Here is an 18,050-nt window from a genome sequence, read left to right as displayed (position 1 = left end):
CCCATGCTCTACGATCTCACGCTTCATCTGGGCTATAGCTATGATATTCCCGCTGCGGGCGGACGGCATATTCTCAGAATCATGCCGCTGTCGCTCCCCGACCGGCAACGATTGATTGCCGGTTCGGTGACGATAGCGCCCGAACCGGACGAACGGGGCGGCTTTACCGATTTCTTCACCCAGCCCGCCATTACCTTTGCTTATCGCTCCCCGCATGAGAAACTCGATATCCGGCTTCAGGCACGGGTTCAGGTGGAAAACCTGCCGATGACGGCGGATTTTTCGCCGCCTCTCGATCGGCTTTCCAGCGAGATTGCCGAGGAATGGTCTCTCGCCGCTGCCTCACCCCATCACTTTCTGGGACAGAGTCCGCGTCTTGCCGACGACAGCGATATCGCCGACTATGCCCGCAAGGGGATAAGACCCGGCATGACCGTTCACCAGATTGCCCGCGATCTTTGTGCCCGCATCCACAAGGATTTCAAATATGACGCCAAGGCGACGACGGTGGATACGCCTGTTGCCGAATCCTTCCGGCTGAAACGCGGTGTCTGCCAGGATTTTGCCCATATCATGATTGTCGGTCTGCGCAGCCTCGGCATTCCCGCCGGCTATGTCAGCGGCTTCCTGCGCACCATTCCGCCTCCGGGCAAGGAAAGGCTGGCAGGTGCCGATGCCATGCATGCCTGGGTCAGGGTCTGGTGCGGCAAGACCATGGGCTGGATCGAACTCGATCCGACCAACAACATTCCCGCCAGTGCCGACCATGTCGTCGTCGGTTATGGCCGCGATTATGCCGACGTCGCCCCGGTGATCGGCGTGTTGAAAGGCTATGGCAGCCACAGCACGGTACAGGAGGTTGACCTCATTCCCCTGAGCTGAGGCTGTCCAAATGATATCGCATTCACAGATGTCCTTTTATGGGATTCATTAAAATTCAATCTTGTTGTTTAAACTCAAAATAACCCCTCTGACCTATTCAGACAGAAGATGTTTCATGTCTGGGGCTGGGTACATGTCCGACAAGCGATTGCAGAGCAATTTCCACCGATTGATCGCCGACAAGGGCGGCAATTTCGGCATCATGACCGCAATCATCCTGCCGATAGCCCTAGGCTCGGCCGGTCTTGCCATGGATGCAACAAAAATGGTGGAAACAAAGCGTGTACTGCAAAGCGCGGTTGATGCGGCAACGCTTGCAGCAGCCTCGGCGCTGAGCAAGGGCCAGAGCCAGGAAGACGCAGAGGCGCTGGCCAACAGCTTCATCGCCAGCCAGCTTGCCAATGCCCTGGCCGATGAGCAGGGCTCCACCGAGATCAGCCAGACCAACACCAACGCCCCACCGACAATCAATATAAGTGCGACGACATCAGGCAAAAGCACCACCTATACGGTCAATATGACCAAAACCTATACGATAGAGATGAACCCGCTGTCGCAGGTCATGGGCTGGAAGACAGTCACACTCAGCGCATCCAGCACTGCTCAGGCAGGTACGACAGCAAGTCAGCGGGGCCTTTCACTCTATCTGGTGCTGGACCGCTCCGGTTCCATGTCCTTCGTCACCGACCAGATCAACACCTCGCAAAACTCCTGCCAGAACTATACTGACAGCAATTGGGGCTATTATCCTTATCTTTGGTACTCATCTCCTTGCTACATCAACAAGAGCACGGCGCTAAAGACGGCTGTCGCCTATATGGCACAAATTCTCAACAATGCAGATCCGACCTACAGCGCCAATTCCAAACCGCAATCCGAACTCATCCGCATGGGTGCCGACAGTTTCAACGGCTCCGCCCAGACCCCCCAAAACATACAATGGGGCACATCGGCAGCCACCACCTATGTCAACAATATTCCGACCTATCCGACAGGCGGCACCGACGCCACCGGTGCCCTGACCAATGCCTATAATGCGCTGAAATCCGCCAACACCACCGAAGCGGTAGCGCATGCAAGTTATGGCGTTTCCAAGTTCGACCGATATCTCATCTTCATGACCGATGGCGAGATGACCGGAAACAGCAGCACCTGGAATTCCTCACTGGATGCCAATGTCCGCTCGCTCTGCGCCAGCATCAAGGCAGATGGTATCCAGATTTTCACCGTTGCCTTCATGGCCCCGGACCGCGGCAAATCCCTGCTGCAATATTGCGCCTCAAGCAGCGACGACTATTTCCAGCCGAACACCATGGCAGACATCGTCGCCGCCTTCGGATCTATTGCCGAAAAGGCCACGCAGAGCGCGACTCGATTGACGAACTGAGAAAGCCGAAAAGTCAAGAAAGAATTGCCGCTCAAGGATTTACCGCGAAACCGCAGAAAATCGGCTTCGTGGTAAATCCTTTATTGCCATGATAAAAAACGCTGCTTAGAGTGGTATTTAAAGCATTGTCCGGGAAAAGTGTGAAACAGTTTTCCGTCCGGAAATGCGTCAGAATAAAGACTGAGAGCGGTTCAGTGTTTGCGTGAAACACTGAACCGCTCTCAGCAGAGCCGGACACTGATTTCCGCCGAAAAGACGACAGACATTACAAACAGCGGGAACAGGTCTTGGTCGAAGTGAGTTTTCCATCCGGTTCAAATCAAGCGGATGAAAAACGCTCCCCTCTCTCTCCTGTGGCGGTGTCATGACGGAAACTCTCAAGCAAAGCGACCTTCCCCTGCCGGCTCCACGTGTCTCGACACCGGAGGCACTGGCCGCCGAGATCATTGAACATCTGGCGTACAGCATCGGCAAGGACGCCAAGGTCGCCCAGCCGCATGACTGGCTGACCGCCACCATCCTTGTGGTGCGCGACCGCATCATCGACAAGTGGATGGAAAGTACCCGCGCCACCTATGCCACCAATGCCAAGCGCGTCTATTATCTGTCTCTGGAATTCCTCATCGGTCGCCTGATGCGCGATGCCATGAGCAATCTCGGCCTGATGGAAGAGATTCAGGCAGCCCTTGGTTCGCTCGGTGTCGATCTTGCGGTGATCGCCGGTCTGGAGCCGGATGCGGCCCTCGGCAATGGCGGTCTCGGTCGTCTCGCGGCCTGTTTCATGGAATCGATGGCCACGGTCAACATTCCCGCCTATGGCTATGGCATCCGCTATGTGCACGGGCTGTTTCGCCAGCAGATGGCCGATGGATGGCAGGTGGAACTGCCGGAAACCTGGCTTGCCCATGGCAATCCCTGGGAGTTTGAGCGCCGGGAAAGCTCCTATGAAATCGGCTTTGGCGGCGGCGTGGAAACCGTATCCACCGGCAATGACGAGCCCCGCCACGTGTGGAAGCCAAGCGAGCGCGTCATCGCCATGGCTTATGACACCCCCATCGTCGGCTGGCGCGGCGAACGGATCAATACGCTGAGGCTCTGGTCGGCCCAGCCGATCGATCCGATCCTGCTCGACGCCTTCAATGCCGGTGACCATATCGGCGCGCTGCGCGAAAGCAACCGGGCCGAAACGCTGACACGGGTGCTCTATCCTGCCGATGCCACCCCTGCCGGTCAGGAACTCAGGCTCCGGCAGGAATATTTCTTCTGCTCCGCCTCGTTGCAGGACATCGTGCGCCGCCATCTGCAGCAGGGCAATACGCTTGCCCAATTGCCGGACAAGGTGGCCATCCAGCTCAATGACACCCATCCGGCGGTCTCGGTTGCCGAGCTGATGCGCCAGCTCACCGATATTCACGGCCTCAACTTTGACGAGGCCTGGGAGATCTGCAAGGGCGTTTTTGCCTATACCAACCACACACTCCTGCCCGAGGCGCTGGAAAGCTGGCCGGTGCCGCTGTTCGAGCGGCTTCTGCCGCGCCACATGCAGATCGTCTATGCCATCAACGCCAAATGCCTGCGCGAGGCGCGCAAGGAAAAAGGCTTTTCCGACGGCGAAATCGCTGCCATCTCGTTGATCGACGAAAATGGCGACCGCCGCGTGCGCATGGGCAATCTCGCCTTCATGGGCTCGCATTCGATCAATGGTGTGTCTGCCCTGCATACGGAGCTGATGAAGGAAACGGTGTTTGCCGATCTCAACCGGCTCTATCCCGACCGGATCAACAACAAGACCAATGGCATTACCCCACGCCGCTGGCTGATGCAGTGCAATCCTGGCCTGACCGGGCTGATCCGCGAGGCAATCGGCGACGATTTCATGGATGACGCCGAAAAGCTGACGGCGCTTGACCGTTTCGCCCATGACCGCGGCTTTCAGGAGAAATTCGCCGCCGTCAAGCACGACAACAAGGTGCGGCTTGCCAATCTCGTCGCCGCCCGCATGGGCATCCGGCTTGATCCCTCGGCGCTGTTCGACATCCAGATCAAGCGCATTCACGAATATAAACGCCAATTGCTCAATATCATCGAGACGGTGGCGCTATACGACCAGATGCGCTCCCATCCCGAACGCGACTGGGTGCCGCGTGTCAAGCTTTTCGCAGGCAAGGCAGCCCCCAGCTATCATAATGCCAAGCTGATCATCAAACTGATCAATGACGTGGCACGGGTGATCAACAACGATCCTTCGGTACGCAACCTGCTGAAAGTCGTGTTCATTCCCAATTACAACGTCTCGCTCGCCGAAGTCATGGTGCCCGCCGCCGATCTGTCGGAACAAATTTCCACCGCAGGCATGGAAGCCTCTGGAACCGGCAACATGAAATTCGCGTTAAACGGTGCATTGACCATCGGCACACTCGATGGCGCCAATGTGGAAATGCGCGAGCATGTCGGGGAGGAGAATATCGTGATTTTCGGCATGACCTCGGAGGCTGTCGGCAAAGCGCGGGCGGATGGGCACAATCCTCGTGCCGTGATTGAAGCCTCGCGGGAATTATCGCAGGCCCTGAACGCGATTGCCTCTGGCGTTTTCTCGCCTGATGACCGCAGTCGCTTCGGCGAACTGGTCGATGGGCTGTACAATCACGACTGGTTTATGGTCGCCGCGGATTTCGATGCCTATGCCAATGCCCAGCGTCAGGTGGACGAACTCTGGCTCGACCGCGACGCCTGGACTTCGAAGACAATTTTCAACACCGCCCGTATGGGCTGGTTCTCCTCCGACCGCACCATCCGCAGTTACAGCGCGGATATCTGGAGAGCCTGATGACGAAATCCCCCCGGCAGGCGGAAAAGCCAAAAGCCTCCGCCAGCCCCTCCCCCGATGAAATCGAAGCCATCGTGTCTGGGCGCCATCCCGATCCCTTCGCCATTCTGGGGCCGCATGAAACCGCAGACGGCTTTGTCGCCCGCTGCTTTCTGCCCGGAGCCGAAGGCGTCAGCGTGCTGACGCTGGATGGCGCTGCGATCGGAACGCTGGCCTGCCTGCATCCGGCAGGCTTTTTTGTCGGGCCGGTTTCGATCCGGCAGTTTCAGCCCCTGCGTTACCGCGCCTTTCGCGGCGATGTCGAATGGTCGGTCACCGATACCTATAGTTTCGGCCCGGTGCTGGGGCCGATGGACGATTATTTCGTCCGCGAAGGTTCCCATCTCAGACTGTTCGACAGGATGGGGGCACATCCTCTGCGCCATGAAGGGGTGGAGGGCTTTCACTTTTCTGTCTGGGCGCCAAATGCCCAGCGCGTGTCGGTGGTGGGCGATTTCAACGAATGGGACGGTCGCCGCCATGTGATGCGGCTGAGGCGCGACACCGGCATCTGGGAAATTTTTGCCCCCGATGTGCGCGCCGGATCCGCCTACAAGTTTGAAATCATCGGCATGGATGGCACGCTTTTGCCGCTGAAAGCCGATCCTTATGCCCGCGCCAGCGAGCTTCGCCCGCAAACAGCCTCGATCACCGCGCCGGAGCTGGAGCAGGTCTGGGAGGATGCCGCCCATATCGATCACTGGAGCCGGATCGACAAGCGCCGTCAGCCGATTTCGATCTATGAGGTTCACGCAGGCTCCTGGCAGAAGCGTGAGGATGGCAGCTTTCTCAGCTGGGATGAACTGGCCGACCGGCTGATCCCCTATGTGACCGATATGGGTTTTACCCATATCGAATTTCTGCCCATCAGCGAACATCCCTATGACCCCTCCTGGGGCTATCAGACCACCGGGCTTTATGCGCCATCGGCCCGTTTCGGCGAACCGGAAGGCTTTGCCCGCTTCGTCAATGGCTGTCACAAGGTCGGCATCGGCGTTATTCTGGACTGGGTGCCAGCGCATTTTCCCATGGATGCGCATGGGCTGCGCCGGTTCGACGGCACCGCCCTTTACGAGCATGAAGATCCGCGTCAAGGGTTTCACCCGGACTGGAACACGGCGATCTATAATTTCGGCCGCATCGAGGTTCTGTCCTATCTGGTCAACAATGCGCTCTACTGGACGGAGAAGTTTCACCTCGACGGGCTGAGGGTGGATGCGGTCGCCTCGATGCTTTATCTCGATTATTCGCGCAAAGAGGGCGAGTGGGTGCCGAACGAATATGGCGGGCGGGAAAATCTCGATGCCGTGCGGTTTGTGCAAAAGATGAACCAGCATGTCTATGGCGCACATCCCCAGGCGATGACCATTGCCGAGGAAAGCACCTCCTGGCCCAAGGTCTCCCATCCGGTGCATGAGGGTGGCCTTGGCTTCGGCTTCAAGTGGAATATGGGCTTCATGCATGACACGCTGAGCTATTTTTCCCGCGATCCGGTGCATCGCAGATATCACCATCAGGAGATCACCTTCGGGCTGCTGTATGCCTTTAGCGAAAATTTCGTGCTGCCGATCTCCCATGATGAGGTGGTGCATGGCAAAGGCTCGATGATTGCCAAGATGCCCGGCGACGACTGGCAGAAATTCGCCAATCTGCGCGCCTATTATGCCTTCATGTGGGGCTATCCCGGCAAAAAGCTGCTGTTCATGGGCCAGGAATTCGCCCAGTGGAGCGAATGGAGCGAAAGCCGGTCGCTGGACTGGACCCTGCTGCAATATCCGCTGCATGAGGGCATGCGCCGTCTGGTGCGCGATCTCAACTTCACCTATCGCGCCAAGCCCGCGCTGCACGCGCGCGACTGCGAGGGCGATGGGTTCGAATGGCTGATTGCCGAGGACATGGACAATTCGGTCTTTGCCTTTTTGCGCAAGGCACCCGGTGAAAAACCGATTGCGGTCATCGCCAACCTGACGCCGGTCTATCATGAGCGTTACCGCCTGAACCTGCCGGTGGCCGGTCGCTGGCGGGAAATTCTCAACACCGATGCCGAGATTTACGGTGGCAGCGGCAAGGGCAATGGCGGTCGGGTGGAGGCCAAGAAGACGGAAGACGGCGGTTTTGCTGCCGTTCTGGCGCTGCCGCCGCTGGCGGTCATTCTGCTGGAACCGGAAGCCTGAGACGACAACAACAGTTCGGGGGAGAACGAGATATGACAACCAAAAGAATCCAGCCCCTGTCGCGTGATGCCATGGCCTATGTGCTGGCGGGAGGTCGCGGCAGCCGCCTGAAGGAACTGACGGACATGCGCGCCAAGCCCGCCGTCTATTTCGGCGGCAAGGCCCGCATCATCGATTTCGCCCTCTCCAACGCGCTGAATTCCGGCATCCGCCGCATTGGTGTGGCCACACAATACAAGGCGCATTCGCTGATCCGCCATCTGCAGCGCGGCTGGAATTTCCTGCGGCCGGAGCGCAATGAAAGCTTCGACATCCTGCCTGCCAGCCAGCGCGTTTCCGAAACCCAATGGTATGAAGGCACAGCCGATGCGGTGTTTCAAAACGCCGACATCATCGAAGCTTACGGTCCTGAATATATGGTCATTCTCGCAGGCGACCATATTTACAAGATGGATTACGAGCAGATGCTGCAGGAGCATGTCGACAGCGGCGCGGATGTCACCATCGGCTGTATGGAAGTGCCGCGCATGGAAGCGACCGGCTTCGGTGTCATGCATGTCAACGACAAGGACGAAATCGTCGCCTTCGTCGAAAAGCCCGCCGATCCGCCGGCCATTCCCGGCAAGCCGGATTTCGCCCTTGCCTCGATGGGCATCTATGTCTTTCATACGAAATTCCTGCTCGACTGCCTGCGGCGCGATGCGGCAGACCCCAATTCCAGCCGGGATTTCGGCAAGGACATCATTCCCTATATCGTCGAGCACGGAAAGGCGGTGGCCCATCGTTTCGCCCGCTCCTGCGTGCGCTCCGATTTCGAAAAAGCCGCCTATTGGCGCGATGTCGGCACCATCGATGCCTATTGGCAGGCCAATGTCGATCTGACCGACATCGTGCCTGAACTCGACATCTACGACAAATCCTGGCCGATCTGGACCTATGCCGAAATCAACCCGCCGGCGAAATTCGTCCATGACGACGAAGGCCGTCGCGGCTCGGCGATTTCCTCGCTGGTCTCGGGCGACTGCATTATTTCCGGTTCATCGCTGTTTCACAGCCTGCTGTTTACCGGGGTCCGCGCCAATTCCTATTCGCGCCTGGAAGGCTGCGTCATCCTGCCGAATGTCACGGTCGGTCGCCATGCCCGGCTGACCAATGTGGTGGTCGAGCGCGGCGTTACCATTCCCGAAGGCATGGTCGTCGGCGAAGACCCGGAGATGGACGCCAAACGCTTCCGCCGAACGGAAAAAGGCATCTGCCTGATAACGCAACCCATGATTGACAAGTTGAGCTAAGCGGGATCGCGACAGGCCAGGCGCCCGTCGCATCAGGCCCCGCACAGAAGGAGCACCATGCGCGTTCTGTCCATCGCCTCGGAAGTCTATCCCCTGATCAAGACCGGGGGGCTTGCCGATGTGGCAGGTGCCCTGCCGCTGTCGCTGGAGCCGCTGGGAGTGGAAAGCCGCACGCTGCTGCCCGGTTATCCCGCCGTGATGGCCAGTCTGCAGGCGGCTGAAACCGTGCTGGACCTTCCTGATCTCTTCGGGGCGGAAGCGCGGCTGATCAGCGCGCGCGCTGCGGGCCTCGATCTTCTCGTGCTGGACAGTCCTGCCCTTTATGACCGCGATGGCGGTCCGTATATAGGGCGTGACGGCAGGGATTATGCCGACAATTTCGAGCGGTTTGCCGCCTTATCACTGGCGGGAGCGCGGGTGGCGCAGGGGGCGCTGCCCGGCTGGCAGCCCGATCTCGTCCATGTGCATGACTGGCAGGCGGCCCTTTCCCCCGTTTTCATGCGCTACAGCGACCAGCCGGAAATTCCGAGCCTGCTCACCATCCATAACATCGCCTTTCAGGGACAGTTTGCCTCAAACCGGTTCGAAGGGCTCGGCCTGCCCGATCATGCCTGGTGGGAAGCGCTGGAATATTACGGCACGCTGTCCATGTTGAAAGGTGCTATCGTCACGGCACATGCGATCAACACGGTCAGCCCCTCCTATGCCGAGGAAATCCTCACACCGGAATTCGGCATGGGCATGGAAGGGCTGATTGCCAGCCGCGCTGACGCGCTGTCCGGCATCGTCAACGGTATCGACGAAAAGACCTGGAACCCTGCGACCGACACGGAAATCGCCGCCCGCTATACGCTGGCAAGACTGGCAACGCGGAAAAAGAACCGCGCCGCCATTGCCACCCATTTCGGCATCGATGACGATGAAGGGCCGGTTTTTGCCGTGATTTCCCGGCTCACCCTGCAAAAAGGCATGGATGTTCTGGCGGACATGGCCGATGAACTGGTGACCATGGGCGGCAAACTGGTCATTCTGGGCTCCGGCGACCTTGTGCTCGAACGGGCGCTGACGGCGGCGGCCGAACGGCATCCGCGCCGTATCGGCATCGAACTCGTCTATAACGAACCGCTCTCCCATCTCATGCAGGCAGGTGCCGATGCCATTCTCATTCCGTCCCGATTTGAACCTTGTGGCTTGACCCAGCTTTATGGCTTGCGCTACGGCTGCGTTCCGGTGGTGGCACGCACGGGCGGACTGAACGACACCGTCATTGACGCCAATGCGGCAGCCCTTGCCGCAGGCGCAGCGACGGGCCTGCAGTTCTCTCCGGTGACGCCGGATGGTTTGCGCCAGGCATTGCGCCGGGCCTTCCGTCTCTATAACGATACGAAAACATGGCATCAGATCCAGAAGCAGGGCATGAAGACGGACGTATCCTGGGCGAAAAGCGCCGAACTCTACGTTGCTCTTTATCAACGCCTCCTCGGAAAAGGCTGAAACACGCATGATCATTACGGTTCCAACCAAACCCTATTCGGACCAGAAGCCCGGCACATCGGGCCTGCGCAAGAAGGTTCCGCATTTTCAGCAGGAACACTATGCCGAAAACTTCATCCAGTCGATTTTCGACTCGCTTGAGGATTTCAAGGGAAAGACCCTGGTGATCGGCGGCGACGGTCGCTTTTACAATCGCGAGGTGATCCAGAAAGCGATCAAAATGGCCGCCGCCAACGGTTTCGGCCGGGTTCTGGTCGGTCAGGGCGGGATTTTATCGACGCCTGCGGCCTCGAATATCATCCGCAAATACAAGGCCTTCGGCGGCATCATCCTCTCCGCCAGCCACAATCCCGGCGGCCCAAACGAGGATTTCGGCATCAAGTACAATATCGGCAATGGCGGGCCGGCGCCGGAAAAGATCACCGATGCGATCTTCGCCAATTCCAAGACCATTACCTCCTATAAAACGCTCGACATGGGCGATGTCGATATTGACCGGCTGCACAGTTTCGATCTGGGCGCTATGAGCGTCGAAATCATCGATCCGGTGGCCGATTACGCCGCGCTGATGGAGCAGTTGTTCGATTTTCCGGCGATCCGCAACCTGTTCAGCCTCGGTTTCCGCATGGTCTTCGACGCCATGCATGCCGTCACCGGCCCCTACGCCAAGGAAATCCTGGAAAACCGGCTGGGCGCACCGGACGGCACGGTGCGCAATTTCGTGCCCCTACCCGATTTCGGCGGCCATCATCCGGACCCCAATCTTGTGCACGCCAAGGACCTGTTCGACGAGATGATGGGCGAGGACGCCCCCGATTTCGGCGCAGCCTCCGATGGCGACGGCGACCGCAATCTGATCATCGGCCAGGGCATTTTCGTCACCCCCTCCGATAGTCTGGCCATTCTTGCCGCCAATGCACGGCTTGCGCCCGGCTATTCCGGCGGTATTGCCGGCATTGCCCGCTCCATGCCCACCAGTGCGGCGGCAGACCGGGTGGCCGACAAGCTGAAAATCGGCATGTATGAAACCCCGACCGGCTGGAAATTCTTCGGCAATCTGCTCGATGCCGGAAAAGTGACCATTTGCGGCGAGGAAAGTGCCGGCACCGGCTCCAGCCATGTGCGCGAAAAGGACGGACTCTGGGCGGTGCTGCTCTGGCTCAACGTACTGGCCAGCCGCGGCGAAAGCGTGCAGGAAATCGTGCGCCAGCATTGGGCCGCCTTTGGCCGCAACTATTATTCGCGCCATGATTACGAGGAAGTCGATGCCGAAGCCGCAAATGGCCTGATCGATGCTCTGCGTGCCCGGCTCGAAACCCTGCCCGGCACGAAAATCGGCGAATTGACCATCGAAACCGCCGATGATTTTGCCTATCACGACCCGATCGATCATTCCGAAAGCCGCAAGCAAGGCATTCGCATCCTTTTCGAAGGCGGTTCGCGGCTGATTTTCCGCCTCTCCGGCACCGGCACCTCCGGGGCGACGCTGCGGGTCTATATGGACCGCTTCGAACCGGATTCGGCCCTGCACGATATCGACACCCAGGAGGCATTGGCCGACCTGATTGCCGCGGCGGAAGAACTGGCGGATATCCGAACCCGCACCGGGCGCGATGCGCCAAGCGTCATTACCTGACACGCCGATGGCAGAGGCTGGCGGACATCTGACAGAGAAAGGCGCGGAATTTTCCGTCTATTCCCGCCATGCAACGCAGATAAGCCTCTGTCTGTTCGACTCTTTCGGCGAGACAGAACTTTGTCGCCTGCCAATGCAGAGACAGGAGGATGGTTGGCACCATGTTGCGGTCGAAGGGATCAGGGAAGGTGCACTTTATGGCTATCGCGCCGAGGGTGATTTTAACCCGGATAACGGCCTGTGGTTCGATCCGGCCAAGCTTTTGGTCGATCCCTATGCGCTGGAGATCGACCGGCCTTTCCGCCACGATCCAGCGCTGCAAGCCTTCGGCACCGAGACAGCGCATCTCATGCCGAAAGCCCGGCTGATTGCGCCGCAAACCGTGAAAATCGTTCCGCCGCTTTTGCCCCAAGGCGGCTTCATCTATGAAATCTCCGTGCGCGGCTTCACCATGTTGCATCCGGACATCGCTGAAGAGCAGCGTGGCACCGTTGCCGCCCTCGCCCATCCGGCCATTCTTCGGCATTTGAAGCATCTGGGCGTCGATGCCGTCGAACTGATGCCGATCACCGCCTGGATCGACGAACGGCATTTATCCCCGCTCGGTCTGACGAACAGCTGGGGCTATAATCCTGTGGCCTTTGCCGCGCTCGATCCCCGCCTCTGCCCCGGCGGCTGGCGGGAATTGTCTGAGACAGTGGCGACGTTGCATGACAACGGCATCGGCGTCATTCTCGATCTGGTCTTCAACCACACCGGCGAAAGCGACCGTCACGGCACCACGCTTTCGCTCCGCGGTCTCGACAATCTCAGCTATTATCGGCACCTGCCGAACCAGCCGGGGGAGCTGGTCAACGATACCGGCTGCGGCAATACGCTTGCCTGTGACGCGGCACCAGTCCGTGATCTGATCGTCTCCAGCCTGCGCCGCTTCGTCCGTCATGCCGGTGTCGATGGGTTTCGTTTCGATCTGGCGCCGGTTCTGGGGCGCACGGCGCAAGGGTTCGAGCCGCAAGGCGAAACCCTGACAGCCATGCTGAACGATGAGCTGCTCAAAGACCGGGTGATGATTGCCGAACCCTGGGACATCGGCCCCGGTGGCTATCAGCTGGGCCGCTTTCCCGCTCCGTTTCTCGAATGGAACGACCGGGCCCGCGACACGATCCGCCGTTTCTGGCGCGGCGACACCTCTCTGACCGGAGAGATCGCCACAATTCTTGCTGGCTCTTCGGATATATTCGGCCATGATGGGGCGGCAAAAACCCGTAGCGTCAATTTCATCGCCGCCCATGACGGCTTTACCCTCTGCGATCTCGTGTCCTATGCCCGCAAGCACAATGAAGACAACGGCGAAGACAATCGCGACGGTCACAATGAAAATTACAGTTGGAACCATGGCGTCGAGGGCAAAAGCGAGGATCCGGCCATTCTTGCCGCGCGCAGGCGTGATCTGAAAGCGCTGATCGCCACGCTTTTCGTCTCCAAGGGCTGGGTCATGATGACCGCCGGCGATGAAGGCGGGCGCAGCCAGAACGGCAACAACAATGCCTATGCCCAGGATAATGCCATCACCTGGCTCGACTGGCAGGGTCTCGACCGCGAATTGATCGATCACGCGGCGTGCCTGTCACGCTGGCGCAAACGTTTCAATACCCTTGCCGATCCGGCCTTCTTCACCGGCACGGGCGATATCGCATGGCTGTCGCTCTCCGGCCAGCCGATGACTGTGGAAGACTGGCAGGCCGAATACGGGCCGGGGCTTGCCATGCTCCTCACCACGAACGACGGCGAGACCGGCAAGAGCCTGCGGCTTGCTATCGCCATCAACCGTCACCGCGCGACAGACATGCCCCTGCCCCAGCGCGAGGGATGGGCATGGCAGGATTTGCTGGACGGAGACGACGTGACACGTCTTGCCCTGCCGGAACGCAGCCTTGCCTTTGCCATCGAATCTCCCCGTCCGGACTGATCGTTTTCCATCTCGGAAATGCTCCATCGAAAGACAGACATTGTCATGACGTAAAACTCATCTACGTCATGATGGCCTGAATCGGATGTGCATGCAGACATTCTCCAGCACATCAGGAGCCTTATAGACATCATGCGAGGATCGGACGCATGATGCTGCCGTGCCAAAAAGGAAAGCGACGCATTCATGCCTCATGACATCAGCCTTTCAGATATACCCGGCCTGGTCGGCCAGACCCTTGGTATCTCGAAGTGGTTCACCGTCGATCAGACGATGATCGATACCTTTGCCAGAGCAACCGATGATCATCAATTCATTCACACCGATCCCGTCCGCGCCAGCGCCGAAACGCCGTATGGCGGCACGATTGCCCATGGTTTTCTCACTCTTTCCCTACTGTCGGCGATGAATTACGATTGCGTGCCAACGGTGCGCGAGCAGACCATGGGCATCAATTACGGCTTTGACAGTGTGCGTTTCATGAGCCCGGTGCGCTCAGGCAAGCGAGTGCGCGGTCATTTCATCCTCGAAGGCGCACGCTTTCGCGGCGCCGGCATGGTCATGACCACCTATGACGTCTCCATCGAGATCGAAGAGGAACGCAAACCGGCACTGACGGCGAAATGGCTGACCCTGATCCAGTTCGACCCGAAGGACAGGCCGGAGGGTGTGTAACCAGCGGGAGTGAACGATGAGCAGACCAACGCCATTGTTACGGGATGCCTTTCTTGATCAGGTTCGCTCTTGCCACTGTATATTCCTTAAATCGGGTGAGATTTAAGGTGAAATGATGCCGCAGATTTAAAGTGTTACAGCGACCTTAGCGCGCCATATTTGGCGCACGACGCTGTAGAGCATTGTCCCGAGAAAAGTAGGAAACGGTTTTCCGTCTGGCACTGCGTAAAAACAAAAAAATTAAAGCGCTTCCAAGTTTCCGTGAAACAGTGAAGCGCTCTCAGGTAAAATGCAGAAATCAGAACAATTGCCGAATATCACAAGCTGCGCTAATTTAAGCCTGTCTGCTGCAAGCGTCACCCGTCATGGCTTGCGCAAGACCTTTGGGAGAGGAGAGGATCATGCAGGAACATCCTTCCGGCCCCGCCGAAACCGGCGCGACCATGGATTACAGCGAACACGAAAAGACCTATGACCGTTTCATTGCGGCCACCAAATATGGAACAGCCATCATCGTCGCCCTGATGTTGGGCATGGCCGCCGGTTTCTTCACCGCTGGCGGTTTTCTCGGCGGCATTCTGGTCTTCGTGATCCTTAGCGTCGTCGGTGTGTTCTTGATGGGTTGACGCTGCTGCTGCAGGCAGAGTGACCAACAAAAAAGCCGGCTCTCACGAACCGGCTTTCTGACGCTGTATTCTCAAGATCAACTGCTGCCGCGCACCCGCGCCAGGCCTTCCTTGGCTGGCGTGTAGGTTGGATCCAGTGCGACGGCATGGGCGTAGGAACGCGCCGCTTTGGCCTTGTCGCCGCGCCGTTCATAGACTAGCGCCTGATTGGCCCAGCTTTCGGCCAGCTTTGGATTAAGCTCGATGGCGTGATTGAAATCGGCAAAGGCATTGTCGTCATCATTCAGCGCCAGATAGCTGATGCCCCGACCGTTATAGGGCTCCGGCGCATTCGGCGACAGCATGATCGCCTTGGAGAAATCCTCAATCGCCTTTTCATGCTGACCGCGCAACTGATAGATCAGACCCCGATTGTGATAGGCACGCCCGTCGGTGGTGTCGAGATCGATGGCGCGGGAAAAATCCTGAAACGCCTCATCAATCCGGCCAGCCTGACGATAGATATTGCCGCGTCCGATATAGGCGACGTCATATTTCGGATTGATCTTCAACGCGGAGGTATAATCGGCTGCTGCCTGCACCGGCTGGCCCATGCTGCGATAGATCAGCGCACGGTTGGCATAGGCTTGATAGAAATTGGGATTGAGCTTGATAGCGGTGGTGAAATCGGCCAACGCCCGGTTGAAGTCCCCTGCCCGACCATAAGCGGAACCGCGCACATTATAGCCGCTCGGATCCTTCGGATTGGCGTTGATGACCGCCGTCAGGCTGTCGATATTTTCCTTCGACCCCTGGCTCTTGTCGATGGTGATCACGTCGGAGGTCATGTTCGACGAGGTTTGGCACCCTGACAGCATCAGGATAGACAGAAGACCGGCGGCCAATGCGGCCTTGGCAAAAAGGGAACAGTTGGTTGCGCCCCGAACGGGACCGTTGCTGATTACCGAAGATGCCATAGGATCCATGCTTTTCTTCCGCCGTCCAAAACCATCGCAAAGATGGCCAACCCAAAAATCTGCCCTTCGGATTTGCGTTACGACACCCTCCCATTGGAGATTGCGTCATGTATCGCCTCGAAGACCTGCCATGGCAAGACTGGCATTGTCTTTAACCATGATGCAATACCTGTCGCATCATGGCACACAGCTTTGTCATACAGACATCAAAAAAGCGGCCTGCGAGCCCGCCGCCGCTTTTCTCACGATTAAACGCCGGATTATGGCCAATTAGCGGCTCGGACGTGCCGGGCCTGCAATCAGGCCTTCACGCTGCATGCGCTTACGGGCCAGCTTGCGAACACGGCGAACAGCTTCCGCCTTTTCACGCGCGCGCTTCTGCGACGGCTTTTCATAATAGTCACGCATTTTCATTTCGCGGAAGATGCCTTCGCGCTGCATCTTCTTCTTCAGGGCGCGGAGCGCCTGATCAACGTTGTTATCGCGGACAAGTACCTGCACGTCTAATCCCGTTCCTTTGGTTTGCTGTTTAACTCTGCGGCGATAGCCGCCTGCAGAGGCAAAAGATAAAACATTCGCCTGACCCGTAGGATCAGCGATTAGCAAGCGCCAATATCAGAATGCGCAGATCAAGTCCAGTAGGATTGGCGGCCTGCCATTGAAAAAAACCGGCAACACAGGGATAGTGCGATGGAGAGAGAATGCCATCTTGTCGAAAGCCGGACAGGGCAATGTCGCAAAAAAGGGCGCAAGGACGGTCGTGATCTGTCAGACCGATGGGATAAACCCGAAGCGCCACACCATGGCCTGCGGAACAGGAGTGAGCCGATGCGCAAATATTCGATCTTTGCCGTGGCACGGGAAGCCATGCGCGCCCATAAGGGCTGGAGCGCGCAATGGACCTCGCCGGAGCCACTGAAATCCTATGACGTGATCATCATCGGCGGTGGCGGCCACGGGCTGGGGGCGGCCTATTATCTGGCCAAGGAACACGGCATCACCAATATTGCCGTGATTGAAAAGGGCTGGATTGGCGGCGGCAATACCGGGCGCAACACCACCATCATCCGCTCCAACTATCTCTACGAAGAGAGCATGGACATTTACGAGCATTCGCTCAAGCTGTGGGAGGGCCTTTCCCAGGACCTCAACTACAATGTCATGTATTCGCCGCGCGGCGTGATGATGCTCTCGCACAATATCCATGACCGTCAGAGCTTCAAGCGCCATGTCCATGCCAATTCGCTCTACGGTATCGACAATGAATGGCTGACGCCGGAACAGGCCAAGGCTTATTGTCCGCCGCTCGACATTTCCAAGACCGCCCGTTACCCGATCAATGGTGCAGCCCTGCAGCGCCGTGGCGGCACGGCGCGTCACGATGCCGTGGCCTGGGGCTATGCGCGGGCGGCCTCAGATCGCGGCGTCCATATCATCCAGAATTGTGAGGTCACCGCCATTCGTCGCGGAGCCAACGGCGAAGTCACCGGCGTCGAAACCTCGAAGGGCTTTATCGGGGCGAAGAAGATCGGCGTCTCAGCCTCCGGCCACAATTCGCTGATCATGGGCATGGCGGGCGTGCGCCTGCCGCTTGCCTCCAATCCCTTGCAGGCACTGGTCTCCGAGCCGCTGAAGCCGATCTTCCCCTGCGTGGTCATGTCCAACACGGTGCATGCCTATATATCACAGTCCGACAAGGGCGAACTGGTGATCGGCGCGGGCACGGACCAGTATAATTCCTTCTCCCAGACCGGCGGGCTTCAGATCATCACCCACACACTGGACGCGATCTGCGAGCTGTTCCCGATCTTCCGCCGCGTCAAGATGATGCGGCAATGGGGCGGCATTACCGACAACACGCCGGATCGTTCCGCCATCCAGAGTGTTACGCCCGTGCCGAACCTGTTCATCAATGCAGGCTGGGGCACCGGCGGTTTCAAGGCTACGCCCGGCTCAGCCCATCTTTTCGCCCATCTGATTGCGAAAGGTGAACCGCACCGGCTGGCCGAGGGGCTGACGCTCAACCGGTTCAATACCGGCCGACTGATCGACGAGGCTGCCGCTGCGGCCGTAGCGCACTGACAGGGGAGAGA

At 58.4% G+C, this 18,050-nt stretch carries 14 protein-coding genes; 12 read left to right on the top strand and 2 right to left on the bottom strand.

Going from position 1 to position 18,050, the window contains the following annotated elements:
* The first annotated feature begins 3 nt into the window (after positions 1-3).
* The 10 genes from NAC44_RS00660 to NAC44_RS00615 all read left to right on the top strand — a co-directional run bounded on the left by NAC44_RS00660 (position 4) and on the right by NAC44_RS00615 (position 15,001).
* Positions 4-882, top strand: coding sequence for a transglutaminase family protein (locus NAC44_RS00660; protein ID WP_250936852.1), 879 nt, complete (start codon positions 4-6; stop codon positions 880-882).
* Positions 883-1,015: 133 nt separating this feature from the next.
* Positions 1,016-2,269, top strand: coding sequence for a vWA domain-containing protein (locus NAC44_RS00655; RefSeq protein ID WP_250936851.1), 1,254 nt, complete (start codon positions 1,016-1,018; stop codon positions 2,267-2,269).
* Between the two features lie 364 nt (positions 2,270-2,633).
* On the top strand, positions 2,634-5,096 hold the full coding sequence (locus tag NAC44_RS00650) for a glycogen/starch/alpha-glucan phosphorylase (protein ID WP_250936850.1): 2,463 nt from the start codon (positions 2,634-2,636) through the stop codon (positions 5,094-5,096).
* Positions 5,096-7,309: a 1,4-alpha-glucan branching protein GlgB gene (gene glgB / locus NAC44_RS00645; RefSeq protein ID WP_250936849.1), complete on the top strand. Its 2,214-nt coding sequence runs from the start codon at positions 5,096-5,098 to the stop codon at positions 7,307-7,309. Before NAC44_RS00650 ends, glgB begins: the two co-directional genes overlap by 1 nt.
* A 32-nt stretch (positions 7,310-7,341) precedes the next feature.
* Positions 7,342-8,601, top strand: a complete 1,260-nt coding sequence (gene glgC / locus NAC44_RS00640; RefSeq protein WP_250936848.1) for a glucose-1-phosphate adenylyltransferase — start codon at positions 7,342-7,344, stop codon at positions 8,599-8,601.
* 57 nt (positions 8,602-8,658) lie between these two features.
* On the top strand, positions 8,659-10,095 hold the full coding sequence (gene glgA / locus NAC44_RS00635) for a glycogen synthase GlgA (protein ID WP_250936847.1): 1,437 nt from the start codon (positions 8,659-8,661) through the stop codon (positions 10,093-10,095).
* Positions 10,096-10,102: 7 nt separating this feature from the next.
* Positions 10,103-11,731 (top strand): alpha-D-glucose phosphate-specific phosphoglucomutase, encoded by a 1,629-nt coding sequence (locus NAC44_RS00630; RefSeq protein ID WP_250936846.1) that lies wholly within the window; start codon positions 10,103-10,105, stop codon positions 11,729-11,731.
* Positions 11,732-11,738: 7 nt separating this feature from the next.
* On the top strand, positions 11,739-13,700 hold the full coding sequence (gene glgX / locus NAC44_RS00625) for a glycogen debranching protein GlgX (RefSeq protein WP_250936845.1): 1,962 nt from the start codon (positions 11,739-11,741) through the stop codon (positions 13,698-13,700).
* Positions 13,701-13,886: 186 nt separating this feature from the next.
* On the top strand, positions 13,887-14,375 hold the full coding sequence (locus NAC44_RS00620) for a MaoC family dehydratase (protein WP_250936843.1): 489 nt from the start codon (positions 13,887-13,889) through the stop codon (positions 14,373-14,375).
* A gap of 401 nt (positions 14,376-14,776) precedes the next feature.
* A complete protein-coding gene (locus NAC44_RS00615) occupies positions 14,777-15,001 on the top strand; it encodes an aa3-type cytochrome c oxidase subunit IV (protein ID WP_250936841.1) in 225 nt (74 codons plus the stop codon).
* 77 nt (positions 15,002-15,078) lie between these two features.
* Here the strand turns inward: NAC44_RS00615 and NAC44_RS00610 are convergent, their stop codons facing one another.
* Positions 15,079-15,858, bottom strand: a complete 780-nt coding sequence (locus NAC44_RS00610; RefSeq protein ID WP_250937600.1) for a tetratricopeptide repeat protein — start codon at positions 15,856-15,858, stop codon at positions 15,079-15,081.
* A 229-nt stretch (positions 15,859-16,087) separates the two neighbouring features.
* On the opposite strand from NAC44_RS00610, the gene NAC44_RS00605 reads away from it, so the two are divergent.
* Positions 16,088-16,231 carry a hypothetical protein gene (locus tag NAC44_RS00605; RefSeq protein WP_250936840.1) on the top strand — a complete coding sequence of 48 codons (144 nt, stop codon included), beginning with the start codon at positions 16,088-16,090 and terminating at the stop codon, positions 16,229-16,231.
* Here NAC44_RS00605 and rpsU read toward each other — a convergent pair.
* The gene (rpsU, locus tag NAC44_RS00600; protein WP_250937598.1) at positions 16,228-16,458 is read right to left on the bottom strand and encodes a 30S ribosomal protein S21; all 231 of its coding nucleotides are present in this window, start codon (positions 16,456-16,458) and stop codon (positions 16,228-16,230) included. The two genes, NAC44_RS00605 and rpsU, sit on opposite strands and share 4 nt — an antisense overlap.
* Before the next feature lie 327 nt (positions 16,459-16,785).
* Between rpsU and NAC44_RS00595 the strand changes: the two genes are divergently transcribed.
* Entirely contained in the window at positions 16,786-18,039 is a 1,254-nt protein-coding gene (locus tag NAC44_RS00595; protein WP_250936839.1) for a sarcosine oxidase subunit beta family protein, read from the top strand.
* Positions 18,040-18,050: the final 11 nt, after the last annotated feature.

It is taken from the genome of Allorhizobium sonneratiae (assembly GCF_023700755.1).
Taxonomy (GTDB): domain Bacteria; phylum Pseudomonadota; class Alphaproteobacteria; order Rhizobiales; family Rhizobiaceae; genus Allorhizobium; species Allorhizobium sonneratiae.
The sequence above is the reverse complement of the archived record's forward strand: the minus strand, read 5'-3'. Positions and strand labels throughout refer to the sequence as shown.

Bases quoted from the DNA above. Each gene is read 5' to 3' on its own strand.
- NAC44_RS00655 (WP_250936851.1), top strand. From the start codon at position 1,016: ATGTCCGACAAGCGATTGCAGAGCAATTTCCACCGATTGATCGCCGAC.
- NAC44_RS00605 (WP_250936840.1), top strand. From the start codon at position 16,088: ATGGCAAGACTGGCATTGTCTTTAACCATGATGCAATACCTGTCGCAT.
- glgB (WP_250936849.1), top strand. From the start codon at position 5,096: ATGACGAAATCCCCCCGGCAGGCGGAAAAGCCAAAAGCCTCCGCCAGC.
- NAC44_RS00650 (WP_250936850.1), top strand. From the start codon at position 2,634: ATGACGGAAACTCTCAAGCAAAGCGACCTTCCCCTGCCGGCTCCACGT.
- NAC44_RS00595 (WP_250936839.1), top strand. From the start codon at position 16,786: ATGCGCAAATATTCGATCTTTGCCGTGGCACGGGAAGCCATGCGCGCC.
- NAC44_RS00660 (WP_250936852.1), top strand. From the start codon at position 4: ATGCTCTACGATCTCACGCTTCATCTGGGCTATAGCTATGATATTCCC.
- NAC44_RS00615 (WP_250936841.1), top strand. From the start codon at position 14,777: ATGCAGGAACATCCTTCCGGCCCCGCCGAAACCGGCGCGACCATGGAT.
- NAC44_RS00610 (WP_250937600.1), bottom strand. From the start codon at position 15,858: ATGCTGTCAGGGTGCCAAACCTCGTCGAACATGACCTCCGACGTGATC.
- glgA (WP_250936847.1), top strand. From the start codon at position 8,659: ATGCGCGTTCTGTCCATCGCCTCGGAAGTCTATCCCCTGATCAAGACC.
- NAC44_RS00630 (WP_250936846.1), top strand. From the start codon at position 10,103: ATGATCATTACGGTTCCAACCAAACCCTATTCGGACCAGAAGCCCGGC.
- NAC44_RS00620 (WP_250936843.1), top strand. From the start codon at position 13,887: ATGCCTCATGACATCAGCCTTTCAGATATACCCGGCCTGGTCGGCCAG.
- glgX (WP_250936845.1), top strand. From the start codon at position 11,739: ATGGCAGAGGCTGGCGGACATCTGACAGAGAAAGGCGCGGAATTTTCC.
- glgC (WP_250936848.1), top strand. From the start codon at position 7,342: ATGACAACCAAAAGAATCCAGCCCCTGTCGCGTGATGCCATGGCCTAT.